26 protein-coding genes are annotated in these 23,631 nt (G+C 67.1%); 17 read left to right on the top strand and 9 right to left on the bottom strand.

The features are described 5' to 3' along the window. Positions 1-68: 68 nt before the first annotated feature. From Q8Q80_RS12305 to Q8Q80_RS12345, 9 genes are all read left to right on the top strand, one after another. A complete protein-coding gene (locus Q8Q80_RS12305; protein ID WP_305633190.1) occupies positions 69-728 on the top strand; it encodes a paraquat-inducible protein A in 660 nt (219 codons plus the stop codon). An 11-nt stretch (positions 729-739) separates the two neighbouring features. Continuing rightward, a complete protein-coding gene (locus Q8Q80_RS12310) occupies positions 740-1,384 on the top strand; it encodes a paraquat-inducible protein A (RefSeq protein WP_371132761.1) in 645 nt (214 codons plus the stop codon). Continuing rightward, entirely contained in the window at positions 1,377-1,595 is a 219-nt protein-coding gene (locus tag Q8Q80_RS12315; protein WP_305633192.1) for a hypothetical protein, read from the top strand. Before Q8Q80_RS12310 ends, Q8Q80_RS12315 begins: the two co-directional genes overlap by 8 nt. Then, positions 1,517-2,875, top strand: a complete 1,359-nt coding sequence (locus Q8Q80_RS12320; protein WP_305633193.1) for an intermembrane transport protein PqiB — start codon at positions 1,517-1,519, stop codon at positions 2,873-2,875. The genes Q8Q80_RS12315 and Q8Q80_RS12320 overlap by 79 nt, the downstream gene beginning before the upstream one ends. After that, positions 2,872-3,456, top strand: coding sequence for a membrane integrity-associated transporter subunit PqiC (locus Q8Q80_RS12325; protein WP_305633194.1), 585 nt, complete (start codon positions 2,872-2,874; stop codon positions 3,454-3,456). The genes Q8Q80_RS12320 and Q8Q80_RS12325 overlap by 4 nt, the downstream gene beginning before the upstream one ends. Before the next feature lie 631 nt (positions 3,457-4,087). After that, on the top strand, positions 4,088-6,007 hold the full coding sequence (locus Q8Q80_RS12330) for a radical SAM protein (RefSeq protein WP_305633195.1): 1,920 nt from the start codon (positions 4,088-4,090) through the stop codon (positions 6,005-6,007). 72 nt (positions 6,008-6,079) lie between these two features. Next, entirely contained in the window at positions 6,080-6,550 is a 471-nt protein-coding gene (locus Q8Q80_RS12335) for a DM13 domain-containing protein (protein WP_305633196.1), read from the top strand. 532 nt (positions 6,551-7,082) lie between these two features. After that, positions 7,083-8,153 carry a flavodoxin family protein gene (locus Q8Q80_RS12340; RefSeq protein ID WP_305633197.1) on the top strand — a complete coding sequence of 357 codons (1,071 nt, stop codon included), beginning with the start codon at positions 7,083-7,085 and terminating at the stop codon, positions 8,151-8,153. Positions 8,154-8,201: 48 nt separating this feature from the next. Then, on the top strand, positions 8,202-8,645 hold the full coding sequence (locus tag Q8Q80_RS12345) for an OsmC family protein (RefSeq protein WP_305633198.1): 444 nt from the start codon (positions 8,202-8,204) through the stop codon (positions 8,643-8,645). 112 nt (positions 8,646-8,757) lie between these two features. On the opposite strand, the gene Q8Q80_RS12350 is transcribed toward Q8Q80_RS12345, so the two are convergent. Further along, positions 8,758-10,077, bottom strand: a complete 1,320-nt coding sequence (locus tag Q8Q80_RS12350; RefSeq protein ID WP_305633199.1) for a short-chain fatty acid transporter — start codon at positions 10,075-10,077, stop codon at positions 8,758-8,760. Between the two features lie 118 nt (positions 10,078-10,195). Here Q8Q80_RS12350 and Q8Q80_RS12355 point away from each other — a divergent pair, with 118 nt between their 5' ends. Continuing rightward, entirely contained in the window at positions 10,196-10,447 is a 252-nt protein-coding gene (locus tag Q8Q80_RS12355; protein ID WP_305633200.1) for a hypothetical protein, read from the top strand. Positions 10,448-10,499: 52 nt separating this feature from the next. Here Q8Q80_RS12355 and Q8Q80_RS12360 read toward each other — a convergent pair whose 3' ends face one another. The 3 genes from Q8Q80_RS12360 to Q8Q80_RS12370 form a co-directional block, all read right to left on the bottom strand. Then, the gene (locus tag Q8Q80_RS12360) at positions 10,500-11,438 is read right to left on the bottom strand and encodes an MBL fold metallo-hydrolase (RefSeq protein ID WP_305633201.1); all 939 of its coding nucleotides are present in this window, start codon (positions 11,436-11,438) and stop codon (positions 10,500-10,502) included. Beyond that, complete coding sequence (locus tag Q8Q80_RS12365; protein ID WP_305633202.1) at positions 11,435-11,947, bottom strand: acyl-CoA thioesterase; 513 nt, start codon at positions 11,945-11,947, stop codon at positions 11,435-11,437. Before Q8Q80_RS12365 ends, Q8Q80_RS12360 begins: the two co-directional genes overlap by 4 nt. 75 nt (positions 11,948-12,022) lie before the next feature. Next, the gene (locus tag Q8Q80_RS12370; RefSeq protein ID WP_305633203.1) at positions 12,023-12,388 is read right to left on the bottom strand and encodes a hypothetical protein; all 366 of its coding nucleotides are present in this window, start codon (positions 12,386-12,388) and stop codon (positions 12,023-12,025) included. Positions 12,389-12,578: 190 nt separating this feature from the next. Here Q8Q80_RS12370 and Q8Q80_RS12375 point away from each other — a divergent pair, with 190 nt between their 5' ends. Then, positions 12,579-13,355 (top strand): BPSS1780 family membrane protein, encoded by a 777-nt coding sequence (locus Q8Q80_RS12375; RefSeq protein WP_305633204.1) that lies wholly within the window; start codon positions 12,579-12,581, stop codon positions 13,353-13,355. Between the two features lie 641 nt (positions 13,356-13,996). Here Q8Q80_RS12375 and Q8Q80_RS12380 read toward each other — a convergent pair. After that, positions 13,997-15,457 carry a deoxyribodipyrimidine photo-lyase gene (locus Q8Q80_RS12380; protein ID WP_305633205.1) on the bottom strand — a complete coding sequence of 487 codons (1,461 nt, stop codon included), beginning with the start codon at positions 15,455-15,457 and terminating at the stop codon, positions 13,997-13,999. Positions 15,458-15,532: 75 nt separating this feature from the next. Between Q8Q80_RS12380 and Q8Q80_RS12385 the strand changes: the two genes are divergently transcribed. The 5 genes from Q8Q80_RS12385 to Q8Q80_RS12405 are packed head-to-tail and all read left to right on the top strand — an operon-like array spanning position 15,533 to position 19,344. Further along, on the top strand, positions 15,533-16,111 hold the full coding sequence (locus tag Q8Q80_RS12385) for a YqgE/AlgH family protein (protein WP_305633206.1): 579 nt from the start codon (positions 15,533-15,535) through the stop codon (positions 16,109-16,111). Further along, positions 16,104-16,550, top strand: a complete 447-nt coding sequence (gene ruvX, locus Q8Q80_RS12390; RefSeq protein ID WP_305633207.1) for a Holliday junction resolvase RuvX — start codon at positions 16,104-16,106, stop codon at positions 16,548-16,550. The genes Q8Q80_RS12385 and ruvX overlap by 8 nt, the downstream gene beginning before the upstream one ends. Beyond that, positions 16,537-17,028 (top strand): bifunctional pyr operon transcriptional regulator/uracil phosphoribosyltransferase PyrR, encoded by a 492-nt coding sequence (gene pyrR, locus Q8Q80_RS12395; RefSeq protein WP_305626002.1) that lies wholly within the window; start codon positions 16,537-16,539, stop codon positions 17,026-17,028. Before ruvX ends, pyrR begins: the two co-directional genes overlap by 14 nt. A 2-nt stretch (positions 17,029-17,030) precedes the next feature. Continuing rightward, complete coding sequence (locus Q8Q80_RS12400) at positions 17,031-17,999, top strand: aspartate carbamoyltransferase catalytic subunit (protein WP_257082451.1); 969 nt, start codon at positions 17,031-17,033, stop codon at positions 17,997-17,999. 46 nt (positions 18,000-18,045) lie between these two features. Then, entirely contained in the window at positions 18,046-19,344 is a 1,299-nt protein-coding gene (locus Q8Q80_RS12405; RefSeq protein ID WP_305633208.1) for a dihydroorotase, read from the top strand. A gap of 186 nt (positions 19,345-19,530) precedes the next feature. On the opposite strand, the gene Q8Q80_RS12410 is transcribed toward Q8Q80_RS12405, so the two are convergent. Together Q8Q80_RS12410 and proC are read right to left on the bottom strand one after the other, a co-directional pair. Beyond that, on the bottom strand, positions 19,531-20,097 hold the full coding sequence (locus tag Q8Q80_RS12410; RefSeq protein ID WP_305633209.1) for a YggT family protein: 567 nt from the start codon (positions 20,095-20,097) through the stop codon (positions 19,531-19,533). Between the two features lie 54 nt (positions 20,098-20,151). Further along, positions 20,152-20,964 (bottom strand): pyrroline-5-carboxylate reductase, encoded by an 813-nt coding sequence (proC, locus tag Q8Q80_RS12415; RefSeq protein WP_305633210.1) that lies wholly within the window; start codon positions 20,962-20,964, stop codon positions 20,152-20,154. Between the two features lie 199 nt (positions 20,965-21,163). Between proC and Q8Q80_RS12420 the strand changes: the two genes are divergently transcribed. After that, a complete protein-coding gene (locus tag Q8Q80_RS12420; RefSeq protein ID WP_305633211.1) occupies positions 21,164-21,649 on the top strand; it encodes a MarR family winged helix-turn-helix transcriptional regulator in 486 nt (161 codons plus the stop codon). A gap of 64 nt (positions 21,650-21,713) precedes the next feature. On the opposite strand, the gene Q8Q80_RS12425 is transcribed toward Q8Q80_RS12420, so the two are convergent. Next, positions 21,714-22,691: a PEP-CTERM sorting domain-containing protein gene (locus Q8Q80_RS12425; protein WP_305633212.1), complete on the bottom strand. Its 978-nt coding sequence runs from the start codon at positions 22,689-22,691 to the stop codon at positions 21,714-21,716. A 381-nt stretch (positions 22,692-23,072) separates the two neighbouring features. Beyond that, positions 23,073-23,631: phosphomethylpyrimidine synthase ThiC (locus Q8Q80_RS12430; protein WP_305633213.1), on the bottom strand; the 559-nt coding region annotated here is incomplete at its 5' end.

The raw sequence follows: 23,631 nt of genomic DNA on the forward strand, positions 1-23,631 counted from the left end.
CACGCCACGGTCATTGCACCGGGCTGCGCTGCACCGCAGAATTGCGGTTCTTCCCGACGCCCTCGGTCATGCCCGCACCCGCTGCGCACCTGAAACTGCCTGCCGACCTGGTCGCCTGCCACGAGTGCGACCTGCTGCAGACCGAGCCGGCACTGCTGCCCGGGCAGACCGCGCGCTGCGTGCGCTGCGACGCCTTTCTCGCACGCAACCCGCCGGACAGCCTCGACCGCACGCTGGCGCTCACGCTGACTGCGCTGGTGCTGTACGTGATTGCCAACGTCAATCCGCTGGTCGGCCTCGACATGCAGGGCCGTGTGGTCGCGGTGACGCTGTTCGAAGCAGTGCAGGTGCTGTGGCGCGACGGCATGATGCCGGTTGCCGCCCTCGTGTTCGGCACCGCCATCCTGTTTCCGCTGCTCGAACTGATGATGATCCTGCTCGTGCTGGTGCCGCTGCGGCTGGGCCGCGTGACACCGCGCATGGCCCCGTTCTTCCGGCTCGTGCGTTCGCTCAAGCCCTGGGGCATGGTCGAAGTGTTCCTGCTCGGCATGCTGGTGTCGCTGGTCAAGCTGTCGCATCTGGCGACGGTCATCCTCGGCACTGCGTTCTGGGCCACGGCTGCACTCATTCTCGCGCTCACCTTCGCCGGCCGGGCCTTCGACACGCGTTTGCTGTGGCAGACCCCGCTGCCCGACGAAGCGGAAGACGCCCGGGTGACGAGCCGGTGAGCCGGCGCGCGCTGACCGCCCGCGAGGCCGGGCTGCTGAGCTGCCATGTGTGCGGTCAGCTGGCGCGCCCGCCCGTGGATGGCGCGCACAACCTGCGCTGTCCGCGCTGCCGCGCGCCGATGCACCTGCGCAAGCCGGCCAGCGTGTCGACCACCTGGGCGCTGCTGATCGCATCGATCGTCATGTTCCTGCCGGCCAACCTGCTGCCGGTCATGACCACCACCTCGCTGCTCGGCAGCCAGCAGGACACGATCATGAGCGGCGTCGTCTTCCTGTGGCAGTCGGGTTCATGGCCGCTGGCGGCGGTGGTGTTCTTCGCCAGCGTGATGGTGCCGCTGCTGAAGATCATCGCGCTGGTGTATCTGACGCTGTCGGTGCAGCGCCGCTCGACGCAGAACCTGCTGCAGCGCACCCGGCTGTACCGGCTGGTCGAATTCGTCGGCCGCTGGTCGATGCTCGACATCTACGTGATCACGATGCTGGTCGCGCTGGTGAGCTTCCGCGGACTGGCGACGATAGAAGCCGGCCCGGGTGCCATCGCCTTCGGCGCCGTCGTGGTGCTCACGATGTTCGCCGCCATGAGCTTCGATCCGCGGCTGATCTGGGACCCGCTGGCCGGCAGGTCTGCCGACCCCCACACTGCACATCATGACTGAACCCGAACTGCCGACCGCCACGGTCGACGCACCGCGCCGCTTCCGCATCCCGCTGGTCTGGATCATTCCGCTGGTGGCGCTGCTGATCGGCGTGTTCCTCGCGGCGCGCACGTCATCGCAACGGCCCAGCTGGTGCGCGAAGCGAACCGGCTGCTGGTGGCCGACACGCGCTTCTGGGTGGTCAGCGCGCGCGTGTCCGGCAGTGCGGTGACCGGTCTGGGCACCTTGCTGTCGGGCGCCCATGTCGGCATGGACGTCGGCCAGTCGACCGAACCCGGTCGCGCGTTCATCGCACTGGAACAGGCGCCGGTCATCACGCTGGACGTGCCCGGCCGTGCCTTTGCGCTGCATGCCGACACGCTGGGTTCGATCGATGTCGGCACGCCTATCTACTTCCGGCGCATCCCGGCCGGTCAGGTCACGGGCTTCAAGCTCGACGACACCGGTCAGCACCTCGACATCCAGGTGTTCATCAAGTCGCCATACGACCGCTACGTGACCACCGACAGCCGCTTCTGGAACGCCAGCGGCATCGACGTGAAGCTCGGCGCAGAGGGGTTGCAGATCAACACCGAATCGGCCACCGCTATCCTGGCCGGCGGGCTGGCGTTCGAAACGCCGGACGGCGGCGATGCAGAGCCGGCGCCTGCCGGGCTCGATTTCAAGCTGTTCGGCACGCGCGCCGAAGCGCTCAAACAACCCGGATCGGATGCCCAGATCGTGCAGTTGCGCTTCACTGAAAGCGTGCGCGGTCTGTCGGTCGGCGCCCCGGTCGATTTCCGCGGCACGCAGATCGGTGAAGTGATTGCGCTCGAACCCGATGTCGATCTCGACACCGTCGACGTCGGCCTGCTGGTCGATATCGCGGTGTTTCCCGGCCGCATGCGTCCACGCGCGGGCGGCAAGCCGGAAGACGATTTCGACGAAGCCGCCTTCCGCACCTTCGTCGACCGGCTGGTGGCGCGCGGCATGCGCGCGCAGTTGCGCAACGGCAATCTGGTGACCGGCCAGCTTTATGTGGCGATGGATTTCTTTCCGCCGGCCGGCAAGCAGAAGGTCGACTGGGCCGCCCGACCGCCGCAGCTGCCGACCCAGCGCGGCAGCCTGGACGAACTGCAGGCCACGCTGTCGCGCATCGCCGGCAAGTTCGACCGCCTGCCGCTGGACGACATCGCGCAGGAGACCCGTGCCGCGATCGCCGGGCTGGCGCGCGCGGTCGAGCGCACCGATCAGCTGATGCAGCGGCTCGACGGCCTTGCGTCGAACGAAGTGAGCGCCGCCGTGACCGAAACGCAGCGCACGATGGCCGAGGCGCGCGCGGCGATCGCCGATACGCGCCATCTGCTGTCGAGCGACGCGCCGCTGCAGCAGGACCTGCGCGACAGCCTGCAGGAACTGTCGCGCGCCGCCCAGTCGCTGCGTCACCTGACCGACACGCTGGAACGCCACCCCGGAGCGCTGCTGCGCGGCAAGCCGGAGGAGAAGCCGTGATCCATCTTCGCTCCCTGTGCTGGATCGCCGCCGCGCTGGCGCTGGCTGGCTGCGGCAGTTCGCCGCCGGTGCGCTACTACACGCTGGGCGCCGTGGCCGCGCTGGCGTCGGTGCAAGCCGACGCGCCGAGCATCGTCGTCGGCCCCATCGGCCTGCCCGAAGCGATTGACCGGCTGCAGATCGTGCGACGGGTCGATGGCACGCGCAGCGAACCCGCCGACGGCCACCGCTGGGCCGGCTCGCTGAAGGCGGAAATGGGCCGCCGGCTGGCCGCCGCGCTGGCCAGCGAACGCGGTCTTGCGCGCGTCGTCGCCGTACCGCAGTCAAGCATCGCCCGACCCGACTACACGCTGCCGATCGACGTGCTGCGCTTCGATGCCGAAGGTTTCGAGCGCGTGACGCTGGACGCCGTATGGACCCTGCGCCGCGACGGCCGCGACATCGCGAGCCGCCGCTTCACCGCCAGCGAAACGATCGGTGCCGCCACCTACGAAGCCCTCGCCGCCACCCACGGCCGCCTCATCGACGCGCTCGCCCGCGACGTCGCACAGTCCGTCCCCGCGGCCACGCCGGCACGTTGATCGAGCGGATTCCTGCGCGGGCCTGTTCGTTGGGCATCGCTGCGCTCACCCCAACCTACGCTCTCGACCCGGCACGTCGTAGGTTGGGGTGAGCGCAGCGATGCCCAACAAGCCCCGCGACAAGCCGACTCCGTAGGTCGGGGTGAGCGCAGCGATGCCCAACAGGCCCCGCGACAAGCCGACTCCGTAGGTCGGGGTGAGCGCAGCGATGCCCAACAAGCCCCGCGACAAGCCACCCGTAGGTTGGGGTGAGCGCAGCGATGCCCAACAGGCCCCGCGACAAGCCGACTCCGTAGGTTGGGGTGAGCGCAGCGATGCCCAACAAGCCCCGCGACAAGCGGCCCCGGTAGGTTGGGGTGAGCGCAGCGATGCCCAACAGGCCCCGCGACAAGCCGACCCCGTAGGTCGGGGTGAGCGCAGCGATGCCCAACAGGCCCCGCGACAAGCCGACCCCGTAGGTTGGGGTGAGCGCAGCGATGCCCAACAGGCCCCGCGACAAGCCGACCGCAGCCTGCGTGAGCGCCGCGATGCCCGCCGCCCCCCCCCCGCTCTGCCCGCGCGCCGCCCATTCCCGCGCCGTCGGGCTTCGGTTACCCTGCGCCGGCGCCGTCTGTTGCGGCGCCCATCGACCATGACTGCCACGCATTCCCCCGACTTCACCCGCCCGCGCGTGCTGTCCGTCATTCCGCCGATGACGCAGCTCAACACGCCCTATCCGTCGACCGCCTATCTGACGGGTTTTCTGCGCGCGCAGGGCATCGATGCGGTACAGGAGGACCTGGCGCTTGCGCTGGTGCTCGATCTGCTGTCGGCCGACGGCCTGCGCGCCGTACGCGACGCCGTCGCCGACCTGCCGGAACATGAGCGACCGCCCAGCCTGACGAGTTTTGCCGTGCAGTTCGATCGCTACGCCGCGACGATGGCCGCCACCCTCGGTTTCCTGCAGGGGCGCGACCCCACGCTGGCGCATCGCATCGCGTCGCGCGGCTTCCTGCCCGAGGGGCCGCGTTTCGAATCGCTCGACATCTATATCGACGAAGACGGCGGCGACCCGCTCGGCTGGGCATTCGGTGCGCTCGGCGTGCAGGACCGCGCCCGCCACTTCGCCACGCTCTACCTGAACGATGTCGCCGACGCGATCCGGCTGGCGGTCGACCACCGGTTCGAATTCGTGCGCTACGCCGAATCGCTGGCACAGAGCCAGCCCACCTTCGATCCGCTTGCGCAGGCGCTGGCCGCGCCGCCAACCCTGATCGACGGTGCGCTGCAGCGGCTCGCACTCGCCGCGATCGAGCGCCACGCACCGCGCATCGTGCTGCTGTCGGTGCCTTTCCCGGGCGCGGTGTATGCCGCCTTCCGCATCGCGCAGGCGATCAAGGCGCATGACGCGTCCATCGTCACCGTGCTGGGCGGCGGCTACGTGAATACCGAACTGCGCGAGCTGTCCGAGCCGCGCGTGTTCGACTTTTTCGACTACGTGACGCTGGACGCCGGCGAGCGTCCGCTGCTCGCGCTGCTCGACCATCTGGCCGGCCGGCGTTCCGCGCAGCGGCTGGTGCGCACCTTCGTGCGCAACGATGCCTGCGCGGTGCAGTACGTCAATTTCGTCGAACCCGACATCGCCTTCGACGATGTCGGTACGCCGACCTGGGACGGCCTGCCGCTCGACCGCTACCTGTCGCTGCTGGACATGCTCAATCCGATGCACCGGCTGTGGTCGGACGGACGCTGGAACAAGCTCACCGTGGCGCACGGCTGCTACTGGAAGAAGTGCAGCTTCTGCGACGTGAGCCTCGATTACATTTCGCGCTACGACGCCGCCAGTGCGACCACGCTGGTCGACCGCGTGCAGGCCATCGTCGCCGAAACCGGCCAGACCGGCTTCCATCTGGTCGATGAAGCCGCACCGCCGAAATCGCTGCGTGCCTTCGCCGCCGAACTGAAGCGGCGCGACGTCAGCATTTCATGGTGGGGCAATATCCGCTTCGAGAAGTCTTTCACGCCCGAGCTCTGCCTGGAGCTGGCCGACAGCGGCTGCATCGCGATTTCCGGCGGGCTGGAAGTGGCCAGCGACCGGCTGCTGAAGCTGATGAAGAAGGGCGTGTCGGTCGATCAGGTGGCGCGCGTCACCAAGGGCTTCGCCGATGCCGGCATCCTGGTGCATGCCTATCTGATGTACGGCTTTCCGACCCAGACCGTGCAGGACACGGTGGATGCGCTCGAGTACGTGCGCCAGCTGTTCGCCGCCGGCTGCATCCAGTCCGGCTTCTTCCACCGCTTCGTGTGCACCGTGCATTCGCCGGTCGGTCTCAATCCGGAGGAATACGGCGTCACGCTGCTGCCATTGCCGCCGGTGACCTTTGCGAAGAACGACGTCGGCTTCGTCGACCCGGTCGGTACAGACCACGACGCGCTGGGCATCGCACTCAACAAGGCGCTTTACAACTACATGCACGGCATCGGGCTGGACGAGGACGTGCGCAGCTGGTTCCCCGACCGTACGCCCAAGGCGCGTGTGCCGCGACACTTCATCGAGCGGGCGCTCGGCTAGCGTCATGCCGGCCAACTCGTGGAATGACGTGCATCACACCGATGGCGCGTCCCGCGCTACGCTTGAGGAATCATGAAACGCCCGGTTCTGCTCATCGCCTCCCACGCCGCCATGCTCGGCATCGGCTTCGCGCTGGGCATCTACGCCCTGCCCATCCTCACGGCACCCCCGTCACCGACCGCGGCCGAAGCCGCGTCTGCCGCGGGAGGTGCGATGTTCACCGGCCAGTTCCGGCGCGACCTGAAGGACAGCGATCTGCTGCACTGGGGCGAAGGTACGGTGTCGATCGGGCGCGAGCGCATTGCGTTGACCGGCCGGCTGGCACCCGGGCCGGACTACAAGCTTTACCTGTCGCCGGAATTCGTCGAGACGGAAGCCGATTTCGCGCGCCTGAAATCGGCCATGGTGCGCGTCGGCGACGTGCGCACCTTCGACAATTTCGTCGTCGAGGTGCCGCCGTCGATCGATGTCGCGCGCTACACGACGGTCATCGTGTGGTGCGAAACCTTCGGCCAGTTCATCACTGCGGCCCGCTATCGATAGACGGCTGTGCGACAGCGGGGTCGCCGACGACCGTCCCCGACAGGATCAGGCCGGGAGGGACCATGCTCGGCGGTGCGCTGCTCCAGCATCGGGTTAGCCGGCACTTCTTCGCGGGTGCGCCCGGCACCGGTGCGCGCGGACTGCGCATGCGGCCCGTTGCATCCGGCTTGATGCAGATCGTTCACGCGTCGAGCCATTCGCTTGCCGGTACCGGCCGGCCTTTGAGCCAGCCCGGCAGCGCACCACATCCGCGGTCAGGCTCCGCCATCCGCGATTCGCCATTCGCCGCAGGGCGCTGTACGACCTCTCCCGCATGCCAGCGGACGCCGGGCGTCCGACGGATCGGTGCGCTGACACACAGACGGCGTCCTTCATGGCTGCAAGGATCGCATGCAACGTTGGCGTTCTTCGCCTCGATCGTCCGGAGTCTTCGGATGGCCGGGGTGGCACGTGCAGGTCGGTGCGCGACGCATGGCAGGGCGGCCGGCGCGCGCCCTCCATCTTCGATCGGCAGCCGGAGTGAAGCATCGACATGACAGCCATCCGCAAGGGGCAGGCGCCTGCAGCCTTGACGCGCGAACAGTTCCACGACCGTTTCGAAGTACGTTTCTACGACCCGGCGTTCGCCGGTGAGCGCGCAGCCATCGCACGCCTCGAGGAGATCGCCTGGCAGGCACTGCGAGATGGGCGCAAGGCACCCGTCACGACGCCTGCAGGCAGTGACTTTGCCGATCCGGCCTACGAACTGTCCGTGCAATGGCTCGATACACGCCAGCGCTTGCAGGACGCACAGGTGCGCTGGCAGGACAGCGCCACCCGGTCGCGCGTACTGCTGGTCTGCGGCAGCGCACGCAACGACGGCACCTGTCCGGGAGAGGTGTCGAAAACCTGGCGACTGACCGGCATCGCGCAGCAGGTGCTCAACGCGGCCGGTGTCGACACCGATGTGCTCGACCTGAGTCTGGTCACGTCGGAGTACGGACGCAACATCTACCCCTGCAAGGGCTGCGTGTCGAGCGCGATGCCTTTGTGTCACTGGCCCTGCACGTGTTACCCGAACCATGCGCTGGCCCAGGCCGACGACTGGATGGCCGATATCTATGAGAAATGGGTCGCGGCGCACGGTGTGATTCTGCTGGCTCCGACCTATTGGTATCAGGCGCCGAGCCCGCTGAAACTGATGATGGACCGCATGGTGTGCGCGGACGGCGGCAATGCGGACCCGACCACGACGCATGGCAAGCATCTGGACGAAGCCAGGCAACTCGAGCAGTCAGGTTGGGCGTATCCCAAACACCTGGCGGGGCGTGCGTTCGGCGTGGTGGTCCATGGTGACGTCGCGGGCGTCGAAGTCCATCGTCGCAATCTGACCGACTGGCTCGAATGGATGGGCCTCATCGACGCCGGCTCGACAGCAAAGCTCGACCGCTACATCGGTTACTACGGGTTGTACTGCGAAAGCCACGCTGCGCTCGACGAGGATCTGGCGGTGCAGGAAGAAGTGCGCAACGTTGCAAGGTCGGTCGCGGCCGCTGTAACGGAACTGCGCGCCGGACGCCTGAGTCAGCCCGACAAATCCCTGCACGCGCCGCGTCCGAAGTGACAAGGCCGCAGCGATCACCCCGATCACCCCCCACCGAAAGGAATCACCATGGACGAAAAGACTGCGCACATTCACTGGGAAGGCCGGGGCAAGCAGGGCAAGGGCCAGGTCAGCACGCAAACAGGCGCGCTCAAGGCGTATCCATACGGATTCGCGAGCCGCTTCGAGGACGACCGCCAGGGTACGAATCCGGAAGAGCTGCTCGGCGCCGCGCACGCAGCCTGCTTCACGATGGCCTTCTCGTTTGCCTGCGACAAGGCCGGCTTCGCTACCACCCTGCTCGACACCCGTGCAAGCGTGCGCCTGAGCGTCGACGGAGAGGGTTTCGTGATCGACCGCATCGCCCTGACGCTGGAAGCTTCCGTGCCCGGCCTCGACGAGGCCCGGTTCCAGGAGATCGCACAGGCGGCAAAACGGGACTGCCCGTTGTCGAAGGCACTCGGCAGCGTGCCCGAAATCACCTTGCTGGCCAGCTTGCGGGCAAGCGGCTGAACGCTGCTCGATCGGCGAAGGGCGCAGACTTCGTCGTCGCGCCACCTTCGCCGATCACTGTCGCTTCGGCATGCGGAAGTCATCGCGTGAAGCGGATCCTCCGGCCGCTTGGTCACGGCATGAATGTCAGCCCGAGGCCGATCACCACGCCCGACATGAACAGCGTGATGAGGCAGTAGCCCATGATGTCCTTCGCGCGCAGTCCGGCGATGGCCAGCGCGGGCAGGGCCCAGAAGGGCTGTATCAGGTTGGTCCATGCGTCGCCCCAGGCCACCGCCATCGCCACGCGAGGCAGATCTGCGCCCATGCTGGCGGCAGCCTCGACCATGATCGGTCCCTGCACCGCCCACTGCCCCCCGCCGGACGGCACGAAGATATTCACCAGTCCGGCACCGAGAAAGGCAAACAGCGGCAGTGTGGCATCGGTCGACACGGCAACAAACACATTCGAGATGCTGACCGCGAGCCCGGAGCCGACGATCATGCCCATCAGGCCGGCATAGAAAGGAAACTGCACGATGATGCCGCCGGCGCCGCGCGCTGCGTCGCCGATCGCCGCCAAAAATCGACTCGGCCTCCCGTGCAGCATGATGCCGAGGAACAGGAACATGAAATTGACGATGTTCAGGTTCAGGGTACCGGCGCTGACCAGGAAGTAGTAGCCGGAGAACACCAGACCCATGATGCCGACCGACTGCGCCAGAAGGATGCTGTTGTCAAGCCGCGCAGCCGGCGTACCGGTGGTGGTGTCGGGCACGAATTCGACCTCGACCAGCAGCGCCGGATCGACCGTCACCGTGTCTTCGGGTCGCGGCATCATCAGCCGGTTCAGTATCGGCACGCAGATGAACAGCGCCAGCACGATGACCAGGTTGAAGGTCGAGAAGATCGTGTCGCCGGTGGCGATGACACCGGTGCGGGCGGCGAGGAAGTGGTCGGCGGTGGCGAGCGTCAGCGGCACCGAGCCCGACAGGCCGCCATGCCAGATGACGAAGCCGCTGTAGGCGCTGGCGATCAGCAGACGGTAGTCGACGCCCGTCACGCCACGCGCCAGCTGGCGCGCGAACATCGCGCCGATGACCAGGCCGAAACCCCAGTTGAGCCAGCTTGCCACCAGCGACACCACGCTCACCAGCAGGATGGCCTGCCCCGGCGTATGCGCCAGTTTTGCGATGGCTTCGAGAATGCGGCGGAAGAACAGCGTCGTCGCCAGTACCCAGCCGGTCACGAGTATCAGCACCATCTGCATCGAAAACTGCAGCAGGTTCCAGAAGCCCTTGCCCCAGTGCTCGAGCATCGCCACCGGCGACTGGCCCTCGACGCCTATGCCGGCTGCGAATACCAGCAGCGTCAGCAGCAGCACCAGCACGAACGGATCGGGCAGCCATCTTTCGACCAGCCGGACGGACAGCGACGTGACACGTTGCAGCATGGGAGTCTCCTGTTTATATTTTTGAACGGCGTGCGCGGACGTGCCGCGCAGCGTGAGGATAGCCCAGCCGTCACCCGCGTGACGTCGGGGCCAACGCTACCGGAGAGGAGCACGATGCATGGACCGCATCACCTGGTCGAACACCGGGAAGAAAATCGCGCGACAGGCTTTCGACACTGCGCTGTCGCGCGAAGAGGCATCGCTGCTGGCGGATTTCAAGGCGCGCGCCGCGGCCGCTGCGACGCAGGATGACATGTGGGCGGTCTACCGGTTTCTGGCCGAGCGGGACGGCGTCATGGGCAGGAAGTACGGATTCCGTTACCCGGAACTGATTTCCCTGTTTGTGCTGCTGCGCGCGCTGGCGGCATGATTTCGAGCGCGACGACCGATCGCCGCGCCACGCGGGGATCAGGTGCGCGCCATCAGGCCTTTGCAGTGTCGAGCCACACCTCGAGGCCCTGCGCGTTGAGTTCGATGTCCAGCCCCCACACGGCCATCGCCTCGTCACGCGTGAGCGGGCTGCCGTGGGCGCGCAGTTCGTCCATCAGATATGCGGTCAACGCGGCCAGCAGTGCCTGCTTGCGGCCGTCACCGGCACTGGCGGCCGCCCGGGCGATCGCCACGTGGGCGTCGATGCGCGACAGCAGCGCGCGGCCCAGCGTCGGTACGCCGGTCACCTTGCCGTAGTGGGTCAGGAACATCGCGTCCGGCTGCCGCGACAACAGACGTTCGACCGACGTGCGCATCGCGACCGGATCGAACTGCACCGGCGATGTGGTCGGGAAGATGAAGGCGCGGTCATCGACCGTGCATTCCGGATAGGCCAGGCCGAAGGTGTCGCCGGTGAACCAGCTTCGCGAGCGCGCGTCCCAGATGCAGTGGTGATGTTTCGCGTGGCCCGGCGTGTCGATGAATTCGAGTGTGCGGCCGTTGAAGTCGAGCACGTAACCGTCATGCGTTTCGATCACGCGCGCCGCGTCGACCGGCAGGATGTCGCCATACATGTCGTCCATCGCCTGCGTGCCGTAGACCTCGGTGGCGCCGGCAATCAGTTTCGACGGATCGATCATGTGGCGTGCGCCGCGCGGATGCACCACCAGTTGCGCATCCGGAAAAGCGCGCATCGCGGCACCGGCGCCGCTGGCGTGGTCCAGATGCACGTGGGTCAGGATGACATAGCGCAGCTGTTCGGCGGCGATGCCCTTGTGCGCCAGCGCGGCCATCACATTGGGCAGCGAATGGCCGGTGCCGCAGTCGACCAGCGCTGCCTGGTCACCGGCGCGCAGCAGGTGGATGGACGCCATGCCGTGCCGGATCAGCGCTGCGTCGATGGCGGATATGTCGTGCTCGTAATCGATCATTCGTTCACCTCGCCGGCTTTCGCCTGTTCGGCCTGCATCAGTTCATGGAAGCGCTGGTCGAATTCCAGCCGCATCTGCCGGCGCACCTTGGCGGCGGTCTGGCGCCGTCGCTGGTCCGGCGTGGCCGGCTCGAGCTGCGGCACGCGGCACGGGCGGCGCGCCTCATCCATCGCCACCATGGTCAGGTAGCAGGTGTTGGTGTGACGCGTCGTGTGTTCGCGGATGTTCTCCGTCATCACCTTGACGCCGACTTCCATCGACGTCGTACCGGTGAAGTTGACCGACGCGAGGAAGGTGACCAGTTCGCCGACGTGGATCGGGCTGCGGAAGATGACCTGATCGACCGACAGCGTCACCACATAGCTCTGTGCAAAACGCGCGGCACAGGCGTAGGCCACCTGATCGAGCAGCTTGAGCAGCGATCCACCGTGCACATTGCCGGAGAAGTTCGCCATGTCGGGTGTCATCAGCACCGTCATGGTCAGTTCGTGTTTCGGAAGTTCGGTCATCGGAGGAGGGCGCTGGCTGCGCGGCCAGCGTGTCTTGAGGTTGAAGGAATCACCGCCGGGCGGGGCGGCTGCGGATCAGCGGTCCTGTTCGATGCGCCAGCCGGGCTGACGGTAGTCGCGCACATTGCCGTATGGCGCGGTGGGATACACGCTGGTGCCGTAGGCATCTTCCTCGATGCGCACACCGGGTCGCGAATAGTCGCGGATCTGCGTGCCACGCAGTGTCGGATAGATATTGGTCGTGCGGCTGCGCGCATTCGGCCGGATCAGGTCGCGCGGATGCTGGCCTATCATGCCGCCCGGTCCGGCACCGCCGATACCGGCGCCCGATCCGTACGGGTCGCCGCCGATCGGCGTGACGGGTACGTGGCCCATGCCGCCAGCCAGCGCGGCGGACGACGCGAGCAGCACCGACACGGCGCACAAGGTGGTCAGTTTCATGAAGGTCTCCCGGAGGGGCGCGGCGCGACAGACCCGCTGCAGCGTCGCCGAACACTTCTGAAGTCTAGTGGAACATGCGCCGCGCGCCCGTTACAAGCGCGTGCATCGTGTGAGGTCCTGCCGGCGCAGCGCGTCGGTTGTGGACGGCACGCGACAGCCGGCGCACGACATCGCGCGCGGATGTGGAATCATGCAGCTTATGAACAGCTCAGGCCACAACCCCTTCGAGCCGGCGCCGCAGCCGGTCGTCGTACCGGACGTCACGGCGCCTCAGTCGCACGGCCTGCCGGCCGGCCGCGGTCTGGAATGGCTGCGCCAGGGCTGGCAGTGTTTCCTGGCCGCGCCCGGCTTGTGGATCGTCATCACCGTCATCTGGACGGTGGTGCTGGTGGCGCTCAATGTGGTGCCGCTGTTCGGCACCATCGCAGCGACCTTGCTGGCGATGGTGACGCTGGGCGGCATCATGCACGGTTGCCGCGCGTTGTCGCGCGGCGAACCGCTCGAGCTGGCGCATCTGTGGGCCGGCTTCGGAGAACGGGTCAATCCGCTGCTCGCGCTGGGTGGCTGGTATCTGGGCGCGATGCTCGCGGTGACACTGTTCGTGCTGTTGATGTCGGCCATCGTCGCCGGTCTGGCCGGGCTCGCTGCATTCGCCGCGCTGCTGGTCGTGTCGGCCGCAACCTCGCTGCTGCTGGTGATTGCCGTGATGCTGATGGCGCCGGTGCTGATGGCCGTGTGGTTCGCGCCCGCGCTGGTGATGTTCCACCGCATGACTGCCATCGAGTCGATGCGCGTCAGCTTCTACGCCTGCCTGCGCAACGCGCCGGCCTTTCTGGTGTTCGCGCTGATCTACATCGTGCTCGTCGTGCTGGCGTCGATCCCCGCCATGCTGGGCTGGCTGGTACTGCTGCCGGTCACCTTCGGCGCGATCTACGCGAGCTATCGCGACGTGTTCCGGCAGGACTGAGGCGTCGTTTCCGGCTTTCGATTGGACAGCGGGCTGGCAGTCGGCGACGAGCCCGCGAGAGGTTTCGGTATCGGGAGGGGGTGTTGGGCATCGCTGCGCTCACCCCAACCTACGGAGTGTGGCAAGTAGGTTGGGGTGAGCGCAGCGATGCCCAACAAGCCCCCGCGCAAGTCGCCCGTAGGTTGGGGTGAGCGCAGCGATGCCCAACAGGCACCCGCGCAAGTCTCCCGTAGGTTGGGGTGAGCGCAGCGATGCCCAACAAGCCCCCGCGCAAGTCGCCCGTAGGTTGGGGTGAGCGCAGCGATGCCCAACAGGCACCCGCGCAAGTCGCCCGTAGGTTGGGGTGAGCGCAGCGATGCCCAACAAGCACCCGCAAAAAGTCGCCCGTAGGTTGGGGTGAGCGCAGCGATGCCCAACAGGCACCCGCAACAAGTCACCCGCAGGTTGGGGTGAGCGCAGCGATGCCCAACAAGCCCCCGCGCAAGTCGCCCGTAGGTTGGGGTGAGCGCAGCGATGCCCAACAAGCACCCGCGACCAGCCGACCCGTAGTTCGCGGTGAGCGCCGCGCCGCCCAACAAGCCCCCGCGACCAGCGGACCCCGTAGGTTGGGGTGAGCGCAGCGATGCCCAACGCCGCCGCCGCTACGCCACGCCCCCCTTCACCGCCTTGAACCGTTCCAGCGTCGCCTCGCGCGCCGCCGCGTGATCCACCACCGGCGCCGGATAATCGCGGCCGATCACGCAGCCGGCCATCTGCTGTTCCAGCGGCGTCGCCAGCCAGGGCGCGTGGATGCGCTTGCGGTCGAATTTCGCGAGTTCCGGGCAGTAGCGGCGGATGAACTGGCCGTCGGCGTCGAATTTTTCCGACTGCGTGACCGGGTTGAAGATGCGGAACCAGGGCTGGGCGTCGCAGCCGGTCGATGCCGCCCACTGCCAGCCGCCGTTGTTGGCCGCCAGATCGAAGTCGTTCAGCGTGCGCGCGAACCAGTGCTCGCCGCGCCGCCAGGAAATGCCCAGATCCTTGGTCAGGAAGGACGCGCTGACCATGCGCAGCCGGTTGTGCATGTAGCCGGTCTGCGCCAGCTGGCGCTGCGCCGCATCGACCAGCGGATATCCGGTGCGGCCTTCGCACCACGCGGCGAAGCGCACCTCGTCGTCCACCCAGCGCACGGCGTCGAACTCGGGCCGGAAGCTGCCGTTGAGCACGTGCGGGTTGTGCCACAGGATCTGGAAGTAGAAATCGCGCCAGATCAGTTCGTTCAGCCAGCCTTCGGCACCCGCGCCACCGCGCGCATGCGCTTCGCGTGCCAGTCTGCGCACCGATATCGTGCCGAAGCGCAGATGCACCGACAGGTAACTCGGCCCCTTTGCTGCCGGAAAGTCGCGCGTCTGCTTGTAGCGGTCGATCCGGTCGAGAAATTCGTCGAACAGCGTTTCGGCGCCGGACGCCCCGGTGGGCAGTTTCAGCGTTGCCAGATTGGTCGGCTCGAACCCCATGTCCGCCAGCGACGGAATGTCTGCGGGCGGCCGTGCCGCAAGTGCGGCCGCGTAACGGCGCACCGGATAGGCCTGAAGCTGATAGGGCGTGAGCTTCTTCAGCCAGGCGTTCCTGTACGGGGTGAATACCGAGAACGGCTTGTGCGCCAGCGTCAGCACTTCGTCGCACTCGAAAATGACCTGATCCTTGTACTGTTCGAAACCGATGCCGTGCCGCGCCAGTTCGACGCTGACCTCGGCGTCGCGCAGCTGTGCCGCCGGTTCGTAGTCGCGGTTGCAGACCACGGTGTCCACGCCCAGCTCGCGCGCCAGCGCGGGCACGAGATCGCGCGCGCGGCCGTGGCGCACAATGAGGCCGGCACCGAGGTCGCGCAGGGCCGCGTCCAGCTCCACGATGGCGGCGTGGATGAACTCGACCCGCCGGTCGGCGTGCCAGCCTTCGCGCAGCAGTTCGTCCAGTATTTCGGTGTCGAACACGAATGCGCACCATATCGGGCCGCCTTCGCGCAGCGCGTGGTACAGCGCGGCGTGGTCATCCACCCGCAGGTCGCGACGGAACCACACCAGCCGGGACGAACTCTTTGCCACTTCCACTTCCACCTCCATGATCCGATCGCGTTTTCGAGTCGCGAAGGTCGCACAGGTTCTGCGACAAACGCACAACACGGATAAAATCCCGCCATGCACGCGCACGCACTGACTTCCACGGTCAATCTCACCGGCCATTTCCTGATCGCCATGCCCGCCATGGCCGACAAGAATTTCGCCCGCACGCTCACGCTGGTGTGCGAACACAACGATCAGGGCGCGCTCGGCGTCATCGTCAACCGGCCGATCGACATGTCGCTCGAAGACCTGTTCGAGCGCATCGAACTCACGCTCGAATCGCCGCGCTTCCAGGGCCAGCCGGTCTACTTCGGCGGCCCGGTGCAGACCGACCGCGGCTTCGTGCTGCACCGCCCGGTCGGCGAATGGCAATCCACCATCGATGTCGGCAACGGCCTCGGCCTGACCTCGTCGCGCGATGTGCTGCAGGCGCTGGGCAGCGAAATCGAGCCGAACGACGTGCTGGTCACGCTCGGTTATGCCGGCTGGCAGGCGGGCCAGATCGAATGGGAAATGGCGCAGAACGCGTGGCTCACCGTGCCTGCCGACAGCGGCATCATTTTCGACCTGCCGCCGGAAGAACGCCTGGTCGCCGCAATGCAGCTGCTCGGCGTCGATTTCGCGTCGCTGTCCGACGTGGCCGGGCATGCCTGAACCGGGTGGTCTTCCTGCGCGCGGTACCGTGCTGGCGTTCGACTTCGGCGAAAAACGCATCGGCGTTGCCGTGGGCGAATGCGAACTGCGCAGCGCCAGTCCGCTGCTCACCTTCGATGCCGAAACCAACGACGCCCGCTGGTCGGCCGTCGGTCGACTGCTCGACGAATGGAAGCCGGTCACGCTGGTGGTCGGTCTGCCACTGTCGCCCGATGGCGTGCCGCACGACATGACGGCGCGCGCCGAACGCTTTGCGCGCCAGCTCGAAGGGCGCTACCGCCTGCCGGTCGTGCTGCAGGACGAGCGCTACACCTCGGCCGAAGCGGACAGCCAGCTGCGCGACGAAGGCGGCGTGCGCGACTGGCGCAGCCGCAAGCAGAAACTGGACGCACACGCGGCCCAGCTCATCCTCAAGGACTATTTCGATGTCACTGCCTGACGCAGAACACCTGCTGGTCGTGCTGGCCGACCAGATTCGCCCGCGGGTCGGCGCCGACACGGCGCTGGTCGGCCTGCACACCGGCGGCGTGTGGCTGGCGCAACGACTGCACGCCCTGCTCGGTCTGATGCAGCCGGCTGGCTCGCTCGACGTGAGCTTCTACCGCGACGACTACGCCAAGCGCGGCCTGGCGCGCGACACGCGTTCGTCGTCGCTGCCCTTCGAGGTGGAAGGGCGGCACCTGATACTGGTCGACGACGTGCTGCACACCGGCCGCACGGTGCGCGCCGCGCTGAACGAACTGTTCGACTACGGCCGTCCGCTGCGGGTCGAACTGGCCGTGCTGGTCGATCGCGGCGGGCGCGAACTGCCGGTCGCGCCGACCTACTGCGCGGCGACGCTCGACTTGCCGCCCGGGCAGCGCGTGAAACTGGCGCAGGACGGCGACACCCTCTCGCTGCGGCTGACCGGGAGCTGACCATGGCGCGCAACCCGCAACTGAACCGGCACGGTGAACTGCAGCACCTGCTGACCACCGAAGGCCTGCCGCGCGACGTCATCACGCGCATCCTCGACACCGCCGAGCCGTTCACGGTGGTGGCCGAACGCGAGGTGAAGAAGCTGCCGCTGCTGCGCGGCAAAAGCGTGTTCAACCTGTTCTTCGAAAACAGCACGCGCACCCGCACCACCTTCGAAATCGCCGCCAAGCGCCTGTCGGCCGACGTGATCAACCTGAACATTTCGACCAGTTCGACCAACAAGGGCGAAACGCTGCTCGACACGGTGGACAACCTCGCCGCGATGCAGGCCGACATGTTCGTCGTGCGCCACGCCTCCAGCGGCGCGCCCTACCTGATCGCCCAGCACCTCGAAGCGACCGGCCGCGACCACATCCACGTCATCAACGCCGGCGACGGGCGGCACGCGCACCCGACGCAGGGCCTGCTCGACATGTACACCATCCGCCACTACAAGCGCGACTTCACGCAGCTGTCGGTGGCCGTCGTCGGCGACATCCTGCATTCGCGCGTGGCGCGCAGCCAGATCCACGCACTGACCACGCTGGGCGTGCCCGACCTGCGCGCCATCGCGCCGAAAACGCTGCTGCCGGCCGACATCGACCGGCTGGGCTGTCGCGTCTTCCACGACATGGCAGAAGGTCTGCGCGGCGTCGATGTCGTGATGATGCTGCGGCTGCAGAACGAACGCATGCAGGGCTCGCTGCTGCCCAGCCCGCAGGAATATTTCAAGTTCTTCGGCCTGACGCAGGAAAAGCTGGCGCTGGCCAAGCCGGACGCCATCGTGCTGCACCCGGGGCCGATGAACCGCGGCGTCGAAATCGACTCGGCGGTGGCCGACGGTCGGCAGGCCGTCATCCTGCCGCAGGTCACTTTCGGCATCGCCGTGCGGATGGCTGTCATGGCGATGCTGGGGTCTGTTGAAGCGTGATGGCACCCCTCGACTCATTTCGACAGACCTCCGCCGGAGTCAACGCATGAAGATCCACATCAAGGGCGGTCACCTGATCGACCCGGCGCAGGACATCGATGCGCCGACCGACCTGTACATCGCCGCCGGCAAGGTGGTCGCGCTGGGCGACGCACCGGACGGCTTTCACGCCAACCGCGTCCTCGACGCCACCGGACGCATCGTCGCGCCGGGCCTGATCGACCTGTGCGCGCGGCTGCGCGAGCCGGGGCTGGAGTACCGTGCCACGCTGGAATCCGAAATGGCCGCCGCGGTCGCCGGCGGCATCACCAGTCTGGCCTGCCCGCCGGACACCGACCCGGTGCTGGATGAGCCGGGGCTGGTGGAAATGCTGAAGCACCGCGCACGCATGCTCAACCTCGCGCATGTGTATCCGCACGGCGCGCTGACCATGGGCCTGAAAGGTCAGCGGCTCACCGAAATGGGCGAACTGTTCGACGCCGGCTGCATTGCGTTCAGCCAGGCCAATGTGCCGGTGGCCGACACGCAGGTGCTGTTCCGCGCCATGCAGTACGCCGCCACGTTCGGCTACACCGTATGGCTGCAGCCGACCGATCTGCACCTGTCGTCCGATGGCGTGGCGCACGAAGGCGAAGTGGCCGCGCGGCTCGGTCTGACCGGCATACCGATACTCGCCGAAACGCTGGCCATCGGCCAGATGCTGCAACTGGCCCGCGCCACCGGCTGTCGCCTGCATCTGGCGCGCATTTCCAGCCGGGCCGGGCTGATGCTGATCGATCAGGCACGGCTCGACGGGCTGAAGGTGAGCTGCGACGTCGCCATCCACTCGCTGCACCTGTGCGATGTCGACATCGGCTACTTCGACCCGCAGTGCCGCACCATTCCGCCGCTGCGCGCGCAGTTCGACCGCGAGGCACTGCGCGCCGCGCTGGCCGACGGCCGCATCGACGCGCTGTGTTCCGATCACACGCCGGTGGATGACGACGCCAAGCAGGTGCCGTTCGCCGAAGCCGAACCGGGCACCACCGGGCTGGAACTGCTGCTGCCGCTGACGCTGTCATGGGCGCGCGAAATGCATCTGCCGCTGCCGCTGGCGCTCGCCCGCATCACGTCGGACGCGGCACGCGTGCTCGGACTGGACGCCGGTCACCTGCGCATCGGCAGTGCCGCCGACGTGTGCATCTTCGACCCCGACGCACCCGTCATGATCAGTCGCGCGACCTTGCGCAGTCAGGGCCGCAACACGCCGTTCATCGGTCGGGAGCTGCTGGGCAAGGTGTGCGCGACGCTGGTGTCGGGTCAGGTGGTGTACGAGACGCCCGCGAACGACAAGACCGCCCGGTAGAGGCGGCCAGGCGCCGCCCGAAGTGCATGATCGAAGCTTGTTGTTGGGCATCGCTGCGCGCACCCCAACCAACGGGGCAGCAAGTTGGCAGCGTTGAGCGCAGCGATGTCAGCCGGGCAGCCTCGACACGTCAACCGTAGGTTGGGGTGAGCGCAGCGATGCCCAACGCAGCCCGCTGTGCCCGCGTCACATGACCAGTGCGAAGATCTGCCGCGACGCCGCATCGATCAGGTAGAGCACGATCTGCAGCAGCAGGATGAGTACCAGCGGTGACAGGTCGACGTTGGCGATCGGTGGCATGACGCGCTGGATCGGCTGCAGGAAGGGCCGCGTCACGGCACCCAGGATGCCGCCCAGCGGATTGCCGGGCGACACCCAGCTCAGCACCGCCGAAATGAGCAGCGCGATGATCAGGAACCACACCGACAGGCGCGCCACTTCGAACAGCCCGCGCAGGAAGATCAGCGGAATCAGGTTGTCTGCACCGAGGCCGCCTTGCAGCGTGGCCGCCAGCAGCAGCAGCGCGACCTGCAGCAGCCAGGCCACGACGAAGGTCGCCATGTCGAGGCCGAACACAGCGGGAATCACCTTGCGCGCCGGCAGCACCGCCCAGTCGGTGGTCTGGATGACGAACTGGCCCAGCTGGTTGCGGAAGCTGACACGCGCCCACTGCATGTAGAAACGGGCGAGCAGCAATGTGGTGACGAAGCCGGCGACGGCATTCAGGACGAGCAGGATCAGGTCGGTCAGCATGGATTCGTGGTGAGGTGATTCAGCAAGGAAAGAGGATCGGGCCGCGGTCGGCGCCTATTGCGCACCCAGCTGGTCACCCAGCTCGGCGCCGCGTGCCGCCGCCGCGGCGAGTGCGCGCACGATCGAGTCTGCCACACCGTCGGCGGCCATCGACTTCAGCGCCGCTTCGGTCGTGCCGCCCTTGGACGTGACGCGTTCGCGCAGGGTGCCGGGCGATTCCGGGCTTTGCGCCGCCAGCGCGGCGGCGCCGGTGAAGGTGGCGACCGCGAGCCGGTGCGCCTGATCAGCGCTCAGGCCGAGCGCCTCGCCGCCGCGCACCATGGCTTCGATGAAGTGGAATACATAGGCCGGACCGCTGCCCGACAGGGCGGTCACGGCGTCGATCAGCCGTTCTTCCGCCACCCACACCGTGGTGCCGACGGCGGCCAGCACTTGTTCCGCCTGCGCGCGCTCGCTGTCGCTGACCGCGGCGTCGGCGTAAAGGCCGGTCACGCCCTGACCGATCAGTGCCGGCGTGTTCGGCATGGCGCGCACGATGCGCGTGTAGCCGCCGAGCCAGCGCGACAGGTCGGCCGCGCGCAGGCCTGCCGCGATGCTCAGTACGGTCTGGTGGTCGAGCCCTGGCGCGAGTGCGGCGCACACCTCGCGCATCTGCTGCGGCTTGACCGCCAGCACGATCAGGTCGCAGCGCAGCGCAGCCGCGTCCGGCGCTTCAACCGCCCGTACGCCGAAGTCGCGTGCCAGCCGGGCGCGCGCCTCGGCGTGCGGCTCGACCACGCTGATGCCCGCCGCGTCGCCACCGCGCCTGATCCAGCCGCCAATCAGCGCACTGGCCATGTTGCCGCCGCCGATGAAAGTAATCTGCATTGCCCGTCCCGTGAGTGAAGGCGGCCCGCCGGGCCACCTTGCCCCGTGCCGCCGCGCGCTATGGTAACCGGCGGCGGCAAAGCGGCGAAACGTCCTCGCGGCGCGTGCGTTCGCGGAAGGTTCGCACCGGGCCGTAGCGCCAATCATGAAGTGCCCCGCACGTTGCCGGGTGTAATTTGATTGCTGCTACGATTGGGCAATGCCACAGAAAACCGATGCCCTTCCCGAAGCGATGGATCTCACGCCGGTAACGGCTCAGCTGTGCTTCACGCTGTACTCGTCATCGCTGACGATGACCAAGGCCTTCAAGCCGCTGCTCAACGGGATCGGCCTGACCTACCCGCAATACCTCGTGTTGCTGGCACTCGGCGACGCCGGCCGGGCGCTCACCGTGTCGGCACTGGGCGAACAGCTGTTCCTCGACTCCGGTACCTTGACGCCGCTGCTCAAGCGCATGGAAACCGCAGGGCTGATCACCCGCCGCCGGTCGACGGCCGACGAACGTCTGGTCGAACTGAGCCTCACCGAAGCTGGGCACGACACGTGCCGGCGCGCCCGGGCGATTCCGGTGACGCTCGGTCCGGCCACCGGCTGTTCGGCGCGCGAACTGTCCGAACTGGTAGCTGCATTGCAGGGCGTGCGCTCTGCGCTGACGCGCCACCTCGATGCCGTGGCCGGAAACTGAACGCGGCAGGGGCCCATGAATGAAAGGGGCCGCATTCTCGGCCCCTTTCAATGCAGCGGCTGATTCAGTCGCGCCGGACGCGCCGCGCCGCGAAACCGGTCAGCGCCAGTCCCGCCAGCAGCATTGCGTACGACGAAGGCTCGGGCACTGCGAGCACCGCCACACCGCGCATCTGCGACGGGCTGAACGGCAGGTTGGGATCGAAATCCTGCTGCGCCCGGACGACTTCCACGACACCGCTGCCGTCCAGCGCCATGCTGACGATACGTCCGGCACCCAGCGTGGTGTTGCCGGCGGGCGTTGTGAACAGCGCCTGCAGCGCCGAAACGTAAATCGTGTCGTCGGTGACGTCGATGCCATTGAGGAAGCCCAGCCCGCTGGCCAGCGTGGTGAGGTCGCTGCCGTCGAGGTTGCTGCGCTTCACGAAGCCATCGGTCGTCGTCAGGTAGATGTGGCTGGCGGTGACTTCGAAGTCATACGAGGTCAGGCCGGTCAGCAGCGTCTGCACGTTCGAGCCGTCCAGGTTCGAGCGCATCAGGCGGTTCGACGTGCCGACCTGACTCCAGAACACGCTGTCGGCCGTCACGTCGATCGCAAACGGTGACGTCAGCCCGCTCTTGAACACATCGGCGGGCGGGAATTGCAGCGACGGGTCGAGCGTCAGGATGTCGCCCGAGTTCTGCCGCGTGACATACAGCAGTCCGCCCTGCACATCGATGTCGTAGGCGCCGGAAACGTTGTACGACTTCAGATCCGAACCGTCGGGCAGCGCGGACACGACGCGGTTCAGTTGCTGGTCGGGCCACCAGATGCGTCCGCCGACGAACTCGACGCCATTCGGCCCCTTGACGCGAGTCGGGTCGGTCACCAGCGCGCTGGACGTGCCGCCGGGTACGGATGCCGTATTGATCGAACCGACAGTGGCGAACGTCGGCGTGAACCGCTGGAAGGTTTCTGACCACACCAGCTGGTCAGCCGCCATGGCGGTAAAGCTGCTACAGGACAGCGCAAGCGCGAGGAACTGACGACCCCGTTTTTTCATTTTTGGTGATCTCCGGATCTGAACGGCGATGAACGTTTTCGCCCGGAGAGGCCGGTAGCAAGCGGCATTCCTTCGTACAGCAAGGGTTGGGCCGCGAGGACCCGAGCGGCCATGGCGACCCGGTGTGCGAGCACTTCGATCAATGTGGCGGCGCAGAAATTCCCTTTTTCAATAACGGGTTATCGAGTCGATGGATGTGCGAGGAATGCCGAGGAAGTATGACGTTTGATGGCGGTCTCCGGGCGGCGTCGGCGGTGTTCGCCATGTGCCGGAGCGTCGGACTGTCATGACGAAGGTTCGGTGTAAAAAAATCCGACGCGTCGGCAGCACACCGCGCCCACAAAACCGTCGAGGTTTTCGTGGGCGCCCTCCGCGGCGGCCTCACACCTTCCGGTACACCTCGGCGCCCTGCTTGACGAACTCGATGGACTTGGTCTCCATGCCCTGCTTGAGCGCGGCTTCGTTGGTGAGACCTTGTGCGGCGGCGTAGTCGCGCACGTCCTGGGTGATCTTCATGCTGCAGAAGTGCGGCCCGCACATGGAACAGAAGTGCGCGAGCTTGGCGCCGTGCTGGGGCAGCGTCTCGTCGTGGAATTCGCGCGCCTTGTCCGGGTCCAGGCCGAGGTTGAACTGGTCGTCCCAGCGGAATTCGAAGCGCGACTTGGAGAGCGCGTTGTCGCGGATCTGCGCGCCCGGGTGACCCTTGGCCAGGTCGGCGGCGTGGGCGGCGAGCTTGTAGGTGATGATGCCCGTCTTCACGTCGTCCTTGTCCGGCAGCCCCAGGTGCTCCTTGGGGGTCACGTAACAGAGCATGGCCGTGCCGTACCAGCCGATCATCGCCGCGCCGATGCCGCTGGTGATGTGGTCGTAGCCGGGGGCGATGTCGGTGGTCAGCGGGCCCAGCGTGTAGAAGGGCGCCTCGTCGCACCAGTCCAGCTGC

This window comes from Methyloversatilis sp. (genome assembly GCF_030698125.1).
In the GTDB taxonomy this organism is placed as follows: Bacteria; Pseudomonadota; Gammaproteobacteria; order Burkholderiales; family Rhodocyclaceae; genus Methyloversatilis.